Consider the following 12,288-nt stretch of genomic DNA (forward strand, 5'->3'; position numbering starts at 1 on the left):
GGCAGTGGTAGACTACGTAGCATGAATTATCTCGCACATCTGCACCTGGGCGGCCAACTTCCTGCGCAATTGCTGGGCAGTCTCTATGGCGACTTCGTCAAAGGCCGCCTGCAGGGCCAGTTCAGCCCGCAAATCGAAGCGGCGATCCAGTTGCATCGCTCCATCGACCGCTTTACCGATAGCCATCCGCTGGTGGGCGAGGCGTTGTCGCGCTTCAGTCTGACCCGCAGGCGCTATGCCGGGATCGTCCTCGATGTGTTTTTCGACCATTGCCTGGCGCGGGATTGGGCGCTGTATGCCGACCAGCCTCTGGAGCTATTCACCTCTCGGGTATATCGGGCACTGGCCGCCGAACCCGCACTACCGGGGCGGCTGGCGCAGATTGCGCCGTATATGGCTGCGGATGATTGGTTGGGCTCTTACCGCGAGTTTGCGGTGATGGAGCAGGTATTGCGCGGGATTTCGCGGCGGCTGACACAGCCTGAGGAACTGGGGTATGCGATGCAGGAGTTGCGGGTTTTGTATGAACCCCTGAGTGGCGACTTTCGACTGTTCTACCCAGAGTTGCAGAAATTTGCGCAATCTCAACTGACTATTGAGATCTGAATGTGGGAGCTGGCTTGCCGGCGATAGCGGCCTACCGGTTGAGAATGTTATGGCTGACCCACCGCCATCGCAGGCAAGCCAGCTCCCACATTTGGATTGAGTTCACATTGCTTCAGGCTGCGAATGCAGGCCGAGCGGCCACTTGCTCGGTTTCCGGCACCGGGCCGAACAATGCCTTCTGCACCGCCTGCTGCGCCTGATACGCCAATGCCGCACGTTCCTGCCCGGCGCAGGCAATCGGCTTGAGCACATGAATCTCCACATCGCCGCGGTCATTGGAAAACAAGCGCATCAGGTGCGAGAGCAAATCATCATCGCCAATAAAGGGTGCCAGCGGGTCGACTTGGCCGTCGCGCAGATACCGAATCGCTACCGGCTGCAGTGATACATCCGCATCGATCGCGCTGGCCAGCAAGCGCCCGTGGAACGTGCGCAGGCCGCGCCCGTCGGTGGTGGTGCCCTCGGGGAACATCAGCAAGGGGTGCTGTTGCTCCAGATGACGGGTCATTTGCTTGCGGATCAGTTGGCTGTCACCTGATCCGCGGCGAATAAACAGGCTGCCAGCCTTGGCCGCTAGCCAGCCGGCCACCGGCCAGGTGCGCACCTCGGCCTTGGACAAAAACGACATCGGCGCCACCATGCCCAGCAACGGGATATCCGTCCAGGACACGTGATTGCTCACCCACAGCATCGGCGTTTGCGGCAACTCGCCATGCACCGTTACGCGAAAGGGCAGGGCGTTGGTCAGTCGCGCCATAAAGAAGCGCGACCAACGCTGGCGCCGCACCATTGAGTTAGCCACGCCCAGGCGCTCGAACAAGCCAAACACACTGGCCATGCTCAGCCCCAGCCCCACCACCAACAACACGCGGGCGATGCGCCCGTAGATGCGCAGGCGGTTCATCACATGGCCGCCTTGAAGTGGCGCGCGTAGCGCGGGCACAACTCGTCGCGCTTGAGCAGGATAAACACGTCTGCTACCTGGAAGTCTTCATCCCAGCACGGCTCGCCGCAGATCTTCGCGCCCAGGCGCATGTAGGCCTTGAGCAGCGGCGGCATTTCGGCGATGACGTTGGACGGCAGGTCCAGGGCCGGCAGCGGTTTTTTCGGTTCGGCGCGCAGGTGTTCGTTGCACAGGTAGCGCTCGCGCAAGCGCTGCATGATCGCGTGGGCCTGGATGCCGCCATCGTGCATCGGGATGCTCGCGCAGCCCATCAGGTAGCTGTAGCCGCCCTGGTTGAGCACTTCGGCCAACTCGCCCCACAACACCGCGATGGTGCCGCCATTGCGATAGGCCGGGTCGACGCAGGTGCGGCCAATCTCCAGGATCGGGCCCTGCAAGCGCAGCAGGCCATGCAGGCTGAATTCTTCTTCACTGTAGAACCGGCCCAGGGTGCTGGCGGCCTGGTGGTCGAGCAGACGGGTAGTCGCGACGAGTCGACCGCTGTTCAAATCCCGCACGCCGATATGGCTGCAGTGAACATCATAGTCATCCATGTCCAGACCCAGTTCCGCGCCTTTCAGCTTGGCGTTGAACTCGCCGCTGAACACGTTGAACCGCAGGGCCTGGGCTTCCTGCAATGCCTGTGCGCCTACCAGGCGTTCGGCTTGCAGACGGCGTTCATTGCCTTTGTCGCTGATGCGGGCGATCTGAGTCATAGCGAGTCTCCGGGTGCCGGCCAGGTTGCGGCCAGTCGACTTTGTTGTCCAAAGTCAGGCTATGTAGCCTCGGTGTCAGCTCCATGAAGTTACGGTGACGGTTGGATGACAGCCCCCTTGTCGCAAATCTGTCACTGGCGTGAGCTAGGCTCGCGGGCTTGAATGCCCCCTTGAGTTTGCGTCCATGGTCCGAGGCCTGTTGTGCGTTGCCCTGCTGTTTGTCACCGTGAATGCCCGCGCTGAAATCTGGCCTGATAAGGAGTGGGCCGTGGGCACATCTCTCGCCGGCCCCGCTGTCGATGCCCTGGACGCCTACGCTTTCCCACCCCGCGACGATGCCACCCGCAACGGTATTCGCACCGACGCGTTGCTGGTCATTCGTGACGGCGAAATCATTTATGAACGCTACGCCGCGCCCACCACTGCCAGCACGCCGCACCTGACCTGGTCTGTCAGCAAAAGCCTGATGGCTACCGTGCTGGGCGTGGCCTATGGGCAAGGCCGCTTCAAACTCAACGACCCCGCCGCACGTTTCTTCCCGCCGATGAAGCAGCACCCCAAGGTGAGCATGGCTGACCTGCTGCACTGGGCCTCAGGGTTGGATTGGCAGGAAGACTACGAGTACGCCCCGTTGAAATCTTCGGTGGTGGCGATGCTCTACACCCGTGGCCACACCGACATGGCGCAATTCGCGGCGGATACCGAGGCCGCCGCCGCCCCTGGCCAGGCTTTCCGTTATTCCAGTGGCGACAGCACTATCCTGTCCGCTGCGCTCAAGGGCATGCTCGGCCACAAGGCCTACATGACCTACCCGTGGGACGCGCTGTTCCAGCCCCTGGGCATTCGCGACGCAACCTGGGAAACCGATGCCGATGAGACGTTTGTCGCGTCGTCCTATGCCTACCTCACGGCCCGGGATCTGGCACGAGTAGGGTTACTTATGGCCCGGGATGGGCGCTGGGGCGTGCGGCAACTGCTGCCCAAGGACTGGGTCGCCTTCAACCGCCGGCCCTTCGACCGCTACAAAGCCGGCCAGGATGAAGCTGTGCCGGGCGGCCATTGGTGGCTCAATACCGGCGCCCCCCAACCCTGGCCCGACGCACCGGCCACTACCTTCGCCGCGCTGGGGCACTGGGGCCAGGCGCTGTTTGTGCTGCCCGACGAACACCTGGTGATCGTGCGTTACGGCGATGATCGGGATGGCAGTTACCGGCATAACGAACTGCTCAAACGCGTGCTGGCGGCGGTGCGCTCATGATCCGTCGTCATCCGTTCATCAGCGTTTTACTGGTGTTGCTTTTCGCATTGTTCGGCTGGGTTTGGCACGAGCGCGTCAACCTGCAAGCCTTCCCCGACATCATCGCGGCGTACACCGCCAAGGAGTACTGCTCGTGCCGGTACGTGGCCAACAACCCGGCGCAGTATTGCCTGGGGTATGTGAAGCAGTACGTGCCCATCAGTGCGTTTATCGACACGCCTGAGCGCAGTGAAGTAACGGCGAGTGGTTTGGGGCGTACGCATACAGCGCGATGGATAGGCAACCGCCAAGGCTGCCGCCTGACTCCCTGACACACCCCATCACCTCCTGTGGGAGCGGGCTTGCTCGCGAATGCGGTGGGTCAGTCAACACATGTATTGGCTGGTATTGCGCATTCGCGAGCAAGCCCGCTCCCACAGGGGATATGCGCTGGCGGACGCAACGGCGCTGGTTTTTTGCTGATGTCGGACCTCGGCTGAGGCCCGTTTGAGCTACCTGAACTTCACAAGCATGGCGGCAACTACCCCCCATGTGAATGACGTGAACATCAGCGTCATATTGACGATCAGACGCCGTTTCAGACGAGCTGGAAATGTTTCGATATCAGCAGGATTTACATCACCTGTAAGAACATAAGCCCTCGGCCACACGACCATCCCCGCGATTTTTGATATTTCCAAGAGTGACCAAATCAAGCCCCGTTTTCCTAGGCTATCTCCCCATAGGTAGATATACCGACTGTTTTTCAAAGCCTCCTTTAATGCGTCCAGATGACGGTGGCTCAGGTGCAAACTATGAGCAATCCCGGCAACTGCGAGCAGACCTGGGGCCCCCAAAACAAAGATTGCAGCCCAGGGAGGCCAAGTGTCGATACCGGTCATGGTTGAGTCATTTCGTAAATTTTTTCTCCGATAGCTTCGCCAGTCATATTACCAACAGTCGTCCCCATCCATGCGCCTGTCCCTACTATAGCTGCGATGCATACAACGCCTCCGATACCTCCAGTGGCTACGCCAATCGCCAGGCAGATCGGACCACTGGCAGAACTAGCCATCGCGCCACCTGCAACGCCGAGGGCAGTAGAAAGCCCAAATTTTCCGCCTTCAGTAAACTTGACCTTCTCACAAGCTGGCCCAGATTCGCCGTTACATACCTGCTCAATAGCCATCAGCGAAGACACTCCGCCAATCCCAATCCCGATGTAACCGCCCGCCTTCATGTATTGGGTAGCACGACTCGTTGCTTCCACGTGAGCGGCATATCCCGGAATCTGCCCCGGCGCACCGGCCTTGTCCCAATGGTGCACCAAGCTACGACTGGAAATGCCGAGGGCTGTTTTCAACTTGGGGTGATCGCCCAGGGTGGTGTGGCCACGCAGCCGAGTGGAATTCAACAGATGAGCATCCAGCTGGCTCATAAGACGCTGGCGATCCGTGAAGAACTGCGACGACTTAAGGTGGCCGTGCTGACGATAAGTTTGTTGGTGTAGACGCTCGATGGCCTGGAGGGTGTTGCGCAAGTTATTCAGGTGCGTTTCCATCACCACCGCACTCACGCCGAGCCAGGTTGAGGTATGGCCTATGAAGCTGGCGATTTCGGCACCGTGTCGATACAGAAAGTCGGCCTCGTCCGGCGTAAGGGAATCCAGGGAGGCATCGACTTGTTGAGCGGCCTGCATCAACTGCGCTTCCTGATAAGTGCAGGAGGTGTTGTTCGGATCGCTGAGCACGACCATTGAGCCGGCTTTGAAGTGACCTGTATTGGGATTCAGCGTTTGAAACTTGCGCATTACAGCCGGGTCAAGAACTGGAAAAAGCGTGGCCTCCAAAGCCTCGCGCGTAGTGCTTTTGGGCACGATATAAAAACCTGGTTCCTGGCCCGATAGGCCGTTAAATGCAGACGGGACTGAATGGCTTGGCGGTTTGTAAGCGCTTTGAGAAGGCGCCGCCCAACTGGTAGTGGCTCGGACCGGTTCGGCTGCTCGTCTGGCGGAGTTCGTAGCGCCGCTATCTTTACCATATTGAGCTGAAAACACTGAAGGAATCAGCTCGGCTTTACAGGGACAGTCGCTGTAACTATCCAACGTACCGGCCATAAGCCGGCCATGACTGTTCATGTAAGAAATGCCACCGACGATCTTATATGTTTGCCCATCCTTGCCACAGGTAACTCGATCACCTTCGCAGGCATGAAGAAGGCCATGGATGTTGACTCTTTTATCTCCGTCCAGCACTTCCCCGCCGCAGGTGGTCTTGTCACCCAGGCCAATGAAATAACCTACGCTCATTGTTTTTCCCTTTATCCATTAAGTTTTTTGGCCGTACTTTCCTCCTCGTCTCGACAAGAAAACTAACGCGTGACGCATTTCAATCGAGGTAAACGAGCAAGGGAGAGTCAGTGGCAAGCCAGACTTTGGAGAGGGATTTACTTAGGGTAAAGTCAGACGATTCCGTGAGTTTCGTCGTATTAATCTGATGGGATTGCGGCGCCCGATGCCGTGCACCGGGCGCGTATTACTTATTGCACAGGTGGAGTGCCGGGCTGCATCGCCAGCAGCAGGTCGTCGATGATGGCTTTGCCCATTTCGCCCAAGTAATGCGAGGCGAACGCAAACCTCTCGGCCCTGCGGTCCATGGCAGCTTCAAGGGAGAGCATTTTGGCGTAGTAGAGCACGTGGGAGGCGTGTTCGAGGGCTTCCACAAGCGGAACCCCGGCGTTGACGCGGAACAGTTTCAGGTGGCTTTTGTTTTCTCCGCAGTCTGCGAAGGTGGCGGCGCCGATGGTTTCGGCTGAGGGTATTTCGTACGGCATAAGCTTGCTCCTTTGGTACAACCAAAATGAGCTTCTTTCTCGGGATTCCACGCCCGGTCGTTGATGAGCAGCGACGGTGGGGAGATTAACGCTATGTACGTGGCCTCGCAACCGGTGGCATTTCGCTGTTGATCCCGGCAGCGGTGGGTCAGTTGGAAATGTTTTGGCTGACAGTCCGTCATCGGGGGCAAGCCCCCTCCCACATTTTGATCTCCAGAGATTTTAAGAAAATGGTTGGCCTCAGGTTCCACAGGGTGGAACCACCTTTGATTGTCCTCACGCGCACATCGCGCTTAGCTGTCGATGTGTCGCCAACAAGAACGGGACCACCCGCCTGTGAGGAGAATCACCATGCGCCCGCACCAGCACATCCTGGATTGGCTCAGCGACGTTGCCAGCGACTTGCACGCTGTGCGTCACGATATCCACGCCCACCCCGAACTCGGCTTTGAAGAGAACCGCACCTCAGCGCTGGTCGCACAGTCACTCAAGGAGTGGGGTTACGAGGTGCACACCGGCATCGGCAGGACCGGTGTGGTCGGTGTGTTGCGCAATGGCAACAGCTCGCGCACGTTGGGGATTCGCGCCGACATGGACGCCTTGCCCATCATCGAAAACACCGGCGCGGCCTACACCAGCCAACATGCCGGCTGCATGCACGCCTGCGGCCATGACGGCCACACCACCATGTTGCTCGGTGCCGCGCGTTACTTGGCGGCGACGCGGCAATTCGACGGCACTTTGAACCTGATTTTCCAACCCGCCGAAGAAGGCCAGGGCGGTGCCGAGGCGATGTTGGCGGATGGTTTGCTGGAGCGCTTCCCGTGTGACGGCCTGTTCGGCATGCACAATATGCCGGGCTTGCCGGCGGGGCATTTGGGATTAAGAGTTGGCCCGATGATGGCGTCCCAGGACTTGCTCACTGTCACCCTTGAAGGCGTCGGCGGCCATGGTTCCATGCCGCACCTCACGGTCGATCCACTGGTGGCTGCAGCGAGTATGGTCATGGCCTTGCAGACGGTAGTAGCGCGCAATATCGATACCCAGGAAGCCGCCGTGGTTACGGTCGGTGCGCTGCAAGCCGGCCAGGCCGCCAACGTGATTCCCCAGCAAGCGCTGCTGCGCCTGAGCTTGCGCGCACTCAACCCCACGGTGCGCGAACAGATGCTGGAACGGGTCAACGCGATCATCCACACCCAGGCCGCCAGCTTCGGCTGCACCGTGCACGTCGAACACCGCCCGGCCTACCCGGTACTGGTCAACCACGCCGAAGAAACCGAATTCGCCCGCCAGGTCGGTGTGGCCTTGCTCGGTGCCGACGCTGTGGATGGGAACACCCGCACGCTGATGGGCAGCGAAGACTTCGCCTGGATGCTGCAACGCTGCCCCGGCAGTTACCTGTTTATCGGCAACGGCGTGTCGCGACCGATGGTGCACAACCCCGCCTATGACTTCAACGACGACATCCTGCTGACCGGCGCAGCCTACTGGGGCGCGCTGGCCGAGAGCTGGCTCAAGCCTGCCTGACGACCTCATCTTTTTCTGCCGCTGGACCCTTTCCCTATATCGGTTGAATGGAGTGTTCCTCATGCAGACTTCAAAGCCTGGCGTTTCCCGCACCCGCCAAGTGGTGGCGGCCGTGATCGGCAACGCGCTGGAATGGTATGACTTTATCGTCTACGGCTTTCTCGCCAGTATCATCGCCCGGCAGTTCTTCCCCTCGGAAGACGAATACGCGTCGCTGCTGATGGCCCTGGCCACCTTTGGCGTGGGCTTTTTCATGCGTCCGGTGGGCGGCATCCTGTTGGGTATCTATGCCGACCGCAAAGGCCGCAAAGCCGCGATGCAGTTGATTATCCGGCTAATGACCGTGTCCATTGCGCTGATCGCCTTCGCGCCGAGCTACGCCGCCATTGGCATGGGTGCGCCGTTGCTGATTGTGGTGGCGCGGATGCTTCAGGGGTTTGCCACCGGCGGTGAATATGCCAGCGCCACGGCATTTCTGGTGGAGAGCGCACCTGCCCATCGCAAGGGCTTGTATGGCTCCTGGCAATTGGTAGGGCAATGCCTGGCGGTGTTCGGCGGGGCGGCGATGGTGGCGTTGGTCACGCATTTCTTTTCGCCCGAAACCCTCGACCTGTGGGGCTGGCGCCTGCCGTTTGTGCTGGGCTTGTTGATCGGCCCGGTGGGGTTGTGGATTCGTCGGCACATGGAAGACCCGGAAGAGTTCATCCAGGCGCGTAAAAACGCCACCGGCCCGGCGCCGAGCCTCATGCAAGTGCTGCGTGACCATCGGCGCAGCATCCTGGTGTCCATGGGCCTGGCCTGCGGGGCGACGGTGTCGTTCTACGTGGTGCTGGTGAACATGCCGACCTTCGCCCACAAGAACCTCGGCCTGCCGCTGGACCAGGTGCTGATGGTGCAGATGTTTGCGGTGGCGCTGATGACCGTGGTGATCCCCTTGTCCGGCCTGCTCTCGGATCGATTGGGACGGCGACCGGTGTTGATGGCCTTCACCCTGGCGTTCTTCGTGATGGTCTACCCGTTGTATGTGTGGGTGGCCGCCGCGCCGTCCATCGAGCGCCTGCTGGTGATGCAGGTGATGTTGTGCACGGCGATTGGCGGGTTCTTCGGGCCAGCGCCGACGGCATTGGCCGAGCAGTTTCCCATTGAGGTGCGTTCCACCGGTGTGTCGGTGGCCTATAACGTGGCGGTGATGGTGTTCGGTGGTTTCGCGCCGTTGATCGTGACCTGGCTGAGCAAGGTGCTGGGCACGCCGGTGGCGCCGTCGTTTTATGTATTGTTTGCGTGCGTGCTGACGCTGCTGGGCACTTACTGCATGCGCGAGGCACCCCGGGCGAGCAAGCCGCTGCCGTTTTCCAGAGAGGTGAAGCCTTGAGTATTGTTGATTGGGATGCCACTGAGCTGTCGCGGGCCATCCATGGGCGGCAGGTATCGTGCGAAGAGGTGATGCAGGCGTACCTGGCGCAGATCCAGCGCTTTAACCCTGGCGTGAATGCGCTGGTGTCGTTGCGCGAAAGCGAGGCCGTGCTGGCCGAGGCGAGAGCCTGTGATCGTGAGTTGGACCGGGGCCATTCCCGTGGCTGGATGCATGGCATGCCCCAGGCCATCAAGGACCTGGCGGCCACCCAGGGTTTGCGCACCACCCTGGGCTCACCGCTGTTCGCCGAGCATGTACCGAACGAAGACGCCATCAGCGTGGCGCGGGTGCGGGCCAGTGGCGCGATCATCATCGGCAAGACCAACGTGCCGGAGTTCGGCCTGGGCTCCCACACCTACAACACGCTGTTTGGCACCACCGGCAATGCCTATGACCCACGCCTGGCGGCGGGTGGCAGCAGTGGCGGAGCGGCGGTGGCCCTGGCGCTGCGCATGCTGCCGGTGGCCGACGGCAGCGACATGATGGGCTCGCTGCGCAACCCGGCGGCGTTCAACAACGTGTTCGGCTTGCGCCCCTCCCAGGGGCGGGTGCCTCACGGGCCGATGCCGGAACTGTTCGTGCAGCAATTGGGCACCGAAGGCCCGATGGGGCGCAGCGTAACGGATGTGGCGCGGTTGCTGAGCATTCAGTCCGGTTACGATCCCCGGGCGCCGTTGTCATCCAGGGACGATCCCGCTGTGCTGGGCCAGCCGTTGCAACGCGACTTCAACGGCGCACGCCTCGGTTGGCTGGGGGACTACAACGGTTATCTGCCGATGGATGATGGCGTGATGAGCCTGTGCGAAGCGGCGCTGGATGATTTCGCCAGGTTGGGCTGTGAAGTGCACAGCTGCCAACCGGACTTTTCCATGGCGCGCCTGTGGCGCTGCTGGTTGGTACACCGCCATTGGCTGGTGCACGGCAACCTCGGCGCGGCCTACGCCAACCCGCAAAAGCGCGCGTTGCTCAAGCCCGAAGCGCAATGGGAAGTGGAGGGCGGCCAGGGCTTGAGTGCCCAGCAGGTTTACCAGGCGTCGGTGGACCGCAGTCAGTGGTACCGCGCTTTGGGCAAGCTGTTCGAACGTTACGATTTCCTGCTGTTGCCCACCGCCCAGGTGTTCCCTTTCGATGCACAACAGCCTTGGCCGCGCCTCGTGGGCGGGCGTGAAATGGACACTTATCACCGCTGGATGGAAGTGGTGATCGGCCCGACCCTCGCCGGTTTGCCGAGCATGAGCATCCCGGCGGGCTTCAACCCTCAGGGCTTGCCCATGGGCCTGCAAATCATTGGCCCGGCCCAGGCCGACAGGGCCGTGCTGCAATTGGCCTATGCCCATGAACAACTGACCCAATGGGTACAACGCCGGCCACCGGCGTGCCTTGCAACGACCCGTTGAGCGCTGACCGGGCCTGTATCTTGCTGTGAAAAAAGATCATCCACCAGCAACAGGGAGATCGAATATGGAGACAGGCACCGTACGCTCGGTTGAGCGCGCTCTGGCAATCGTCGAGTTGCTGGGCGAGCACCAGGCCCTGGGGCTGGAAGAACTGCACTACCTCACGCAGCTGCCCAAGGCCACGGTGTCGCGCATGTTGCTGACCTTGCAGGAACAGGGGTGGGTCTACCGCGGCCTGAGCGATCGGCGTTACCGCCTGCGTGCCCGGCGCTTGTTTGGCGATACCCAGCAACGCTTCAAGCGCCAGGTGGTGGAGAGCGCCGCCCCTTGGTTGCTGGAGCTCAGCGAGCGCACTGGGCTGGTGGTGGACTTGTCGTGCTTCGATGGCGAGCGCCTGGAGGTCATGGAAAGCGCGATCCCCAGCGTGTTGCGCAAGCTGTACCCGAACAACTGCCAGATCGTCGGCCAGTACGCCAGCCTGTTCCACTCGGCGATGGGCAAGGCTTGCCTGACGCAATTGCCGGCTGACGAAGTACAGCGCCTGGCAGGCCGCAATCATGTGGCGGCAGACGAGCACTATCGCGCATGCGAGCAAACCCAGCACCAGGGCTTCGGACAGCGTACCGAGGGCTATTGGGAATACCCGGTGCGTTTGCCGTTCCTGATCCGGGCGGTGGCCTTGCCGGTGCGCGCCAATGGCCGATTGGTGGGGAGCATGGCGCTGCATTGGCCGATGCATCAGGCGCCGGTGGAGCGGGTGTTGAATTTGCACATGGGCAGCCTTGAAGAAACGATCTGCGAAGTGCAGCGAACGCTGGTTTGAAAACACAGCAAAAATCCTGCGGCAGCTGGCTTTTGTGGCGAGGGAGCTTGCTCCCGCTGGGGTGCGTAGCGCCCCCAAAAAGCCGGCTCCAGCTGCGCTGTCGAACGGGAGCAAGCTCCCTCGCCACAGCAAGCCAGCTCCCACATTGAATTTGCGCCGGTTGTGAGATTGCGCTTAAGGTTCGCCCAGGTTTTTTGCCCCATGAGTCTATATGTTCAATGTCAAACCTCTGGTCTTCGCGCTGCTGGCCTTTGCTGCTGTGCCTGCCCACGCCGATTGGTACCTGGATAACGAATCCTCGCGCCTGTCTTTCGTCACCACCAAAAACACCGAGATTGCCGAAGTCCAGCGCTTCCTGGTGCTGCACGGCAAAGTCGACGCCAAAGGCGCGGCTCGGCTGGAAGTGGAGCTGGACTCAATCAACAGCGGTATTCCGTTGCGCGACGAGCGCATGCGTAAAGAGCTGTTCGAGATCAAGACCTTCCCCGAAGCGCAGATCAGCGCACAGATCAATCTGCAGCCCATCAATGACCTGGCGTCCGGCGCGCAGTTGGAATTGCGCCTGCCCTTGAGCGTCACGCTGCACGGCAAGACCCAGACCTACAGCGCCGAACTGCTGGCCACGCGCCTGGATGAGCGGCGTTTCCAGGTGGTAACCCTTGAGCCCGTGGTGCTGCATGCCGAGGATTTCGACCTGGCGCCCGGTGTGGCTACCTTGCGTAAGGCGGCAGGGCTCAAATCGATCAGTTTGTCGGTGCCGGTGGGTGCGGTGCTGATCTTCACGGCGCGCTGA

13 protein-coding genes are annotated in these 12,288 nt (G+C 60.8%); 8 read left to right on the forward strand and 5 right to left on the reverse strand.

The window, feature by feature from the left end; all coding sequences use genetic code 11:
* Positions 1-21 precede the first annotated feature (21 nt).
* Positions 22-606, forward strand: a complete 585-nt coding sequence (locus JFT58_RS08335; RefSeq protein ID WP_054899010.1) for an acyl carrier protein phosphodiesterase — start codon at positions 22-24, stop codon at positions 604-606.
* Between the two features lie 112 nt (positions 607-718).
* Here JFT58_RS08335 and JFT58_RS08340 read toward each other — a convergent pair whose 3' ends face one another.
* Both JFT58_RS08340 and olsB read right to left on the reverse strand, forming a co-directional pair.
* Positions 719-1,510: a lysophospholipid acyltransferase family protein gene (locus JFT58_RS08340; protein WP_032893104.1), complete on the reverse strand. Its 792-nt coding sequence runs from the start codon at positions 1,508-1,510 to the stop codon at positions 719-721.
* Positions 1,510-2,265 carry an L-ornithine N(alpha)-acyltransferase gene (gene olsB, locus JFT58_RS08345; protein ID WP_054899011.1) on the reverse strand — a complete coding sequence of 252 codons (756 nt, stop codon included), beginning with the start codon at positions 2,263-2,265 and terminating at the stop codon, positions 1,510-1,512. Before olsB ends, JFT58_RS08340 begins: the two co-directional genes overlap by 1 nt.
* Before the next feature lie 184 nt (positions 2,266-2,449).
* Between olsB and JFT58_RS08350 the strand changes: the two genes are divergently transcribed.
* Together JFT58_RS08350 and JFT58_RS08355 are read left to right on the forward strand one after the other, a co-directional pair.
* Complete coding sequence (locus tag JFT58_RS08350; RefSeq protein WP_054899012.1) at positions 2,450-3,523, forward strand: serine hydrolase domain-containing protein; 1,074 nt, start codon at positions 2,450-2,452, stop codon at positions 3,521-3,523.
* Positions 3,520-3,834 carry a hypothetical protein gene (locus JFT58_RS08355; protein ID WP_054899013.1) on the forward strand — a complete coding sequence of 105 codons (315 nt, stop codon included), beginning with the start codon at positions 3,520-3,522 and terminating at the stop codon, positions 3,832-3,834. The genes JFT58_RS08350 and JFT58_RS08355 overlap by 4 nt, the downstream gene beginning before the upstream one ends.
* 180 nt (positions 3,835-4,014) lie before the next feature.
* Here JFT58_RS08355 and JFT58_RS08360 read toward each other — a convergent pair whose 3' ends face one another.
* From JFT58_RS08360 to JFT58_RS08370, 3 genes are all read right to left on the reverse strand, one after another.
* Positions 4,015-4,404 (reverse strand): hypothetical protein, encoded by a 390-nt coding sequence (locus JFT58_RS08360; protein ID WP_034125982.1) that lies wholly within the window; start codon positions 4,402-4,404, stop codon positions 4,015-4,017.
* Positions 4,401-5,810, reverse strand: coding sequence for a PAAR domain-containing protein (locus JFT58_RS08365; RefSeq protein WP_054899014.1), 1,410 nt, complete (start codon positions 5,808-5,810; stop codon positions 4,401-4,403). Before JFT58_RS08365 ends, JFT58_RS08360 begins: the two co-directional genes overlap by 4 nt.
* Before the next feature lie 230 nt (positions 5,811-6,040).
* Entirely contained in the window at positions 6,041-6,334 is a 294-nt protein-coding gene (locus tag JFT58_RS08370) for a DUF3077 domain-containing protein (RefSeq protein ID WP_054899015.1), read from the reverse strand.
* Between the two features lie 351 nt (positions 6,335-6,685).
* On the opposite strand from JFT58_RS08370, the gene JFT58_RS08375 reads away from it, so the two are divergent.
* The 5 genes from JFT58_RS08375 (at position 6,686) to JFT58_RS08395 (ending at position 12,288) form a co-directional block, all read left to right on the forward strand.
* On the forward strand, positions 6,686-7,861 hold the full coding sequence (locus JFT58_RS08375) for a M20 aminoacylase family protein (protein ID WP_054899016.1): 1,176 nt from the start codon (positions 6,686-6,688) through the stop codon (positions 7,859-7,861).
* A gap of 61 nt (positions 7,862-7,922) precedes the next feature.
* Positions 7,923-9,233 (forward strand): citrate-proton symporter, encoded by a 1,311-nt coding sequence (locus tag JFT58_RS08380; protein ID WP_054899017.1) that lies wholly within the window; start codon positions 7,923-7,925, stop codon positions 9,231-9,233.
* A complete protein-coding gene (locus tag JFT58_RS08385; protein WP_054899018.1) occupies positions 9,230-10,672 on the forward strand; it encodes an amidase in 1,443 nt (480 codons plus the stop codon). Before JFT58_RS08380 ends, JFT58_RS08385 begins: the two co-directional genes overlap by 4 nt.
* A gap of 64 nt (positions 10,673-10,736) precedes the next feature.
* A complete protein-coding gene (locus JFT58_RS08390; RefSeq protein ID WP_054899019.1) occupies positions 10,737-11,495 on the forward strand; it encodes a helix-turn-helix domain-containing protein in 759 nt (252 codons plus the stop codon).
* 211 nt (positions 11,496-11,706) lie between these two features.
* Positions 11,707-12,288, forward strand: coding sequence for a YceI family protein (locus tag JFT58_RS08395; RefSeq protein ID WP_054898725.1), 582 nt, complete (start codon positions 11,707-11,709; stop codon positions 12,286-12,288).

This window comes from Pseudomonas sp. MF6767, from assembly GCF_016405475.1.
GTDB classification, from domain to species: Bacteria; Pseudomonadota; Gammaproteobacteria; order Pseudomonadales; family Pseudomonadaceae; genus Aquipseudomonas; species Aquipseudomonas paracarnis.

Bases quoted from the DNA above. Each gene is read 5' to 3' on its own strand.
- JFT58_RS08335 (WP_054899010.1), top strand. From the start codon at position 22: ATGAATTATCTCGCACATCTGCACCTGGGCGGCCAACTTCCTGCGCAA.
- JFT58_RS08340 (WP_032893104.1), bottom strand. From the start codon at position 1,510: ATGAACCGCCTGCGCATCTACGGGCGCATCGCCCGCGTGTTGTTGGTG.
- olsB (WP_054899011.1), bottom strand. From the start codon at position 2,265: ATGACTCAGATCGCCCGCATCAGCGACAAAGGCAATGAACGCCGTCTG.
- JFT58_RS08350 (WP_054899012.1), top strand. From the start codon at position 2,450: ATGGTCCGAGGCCTGTTGTGCGTTGCCCTGCTGTTTGTCACCGTGAAT.
- JFT58_RS08355 (WP_054899013.1), top strand. From the start codon at position 3,520: ATGATCCGTCGTCATCCGTTCATCAGCGTTTTACTGGTGTTGCTTTTC.
- JFT58_RS08360 (WP_034125982.1), bottom strand. From the start codon at position 4,404: ATGACCGGTATCGACACTTGGCCTCCCTGGGCTGCAATCTTTGTTTTG.
- JFT58_RS08365 (WP_054899014.1), bottom strand. From the start codon at position 5,810: ATGAGCGTAGGTTATTTCATTGGCCTGGGTGACAAGACCACCTGCGGC.
- JFT58_RS08370 (WP_054899015.1), bottom strand. From the start codon at position 6,334: ATGCCGTACGAAATACCCTCAGCCGAAACCATCGGCGCCGCCACCTTC.
- JFT58_RS08375 (WP_054899016.1), top strand. From the start codon at position 6,686: ATGCGCCCGCACCAGCACATCCTGGATTGGCTCAGCGACGTTGCCAGC.
- JFT58_RS08380 (WP_054899017.1), top strand. From the start codon at position 7,923: ATGCAGACTTCAAAGCCTGGCGTTTCCCGCACCCGCCAAGTGGTGGCG.
- JFT58_RS08390 (WP_054899019.1), top strand. From the start codon at position 10,737: ATGGAGACAGGCACCGTACGCTCGGTTGAGCGCGCTCTGGCAATCGTC.
- JFT58_RS08395 (WP_054898725.1), top strand. From the start codon at position 11,707: ATGTTCAATGTCAAACCTCTGGTCTTCGCGCTGCTGGCCTTTGCTGCT.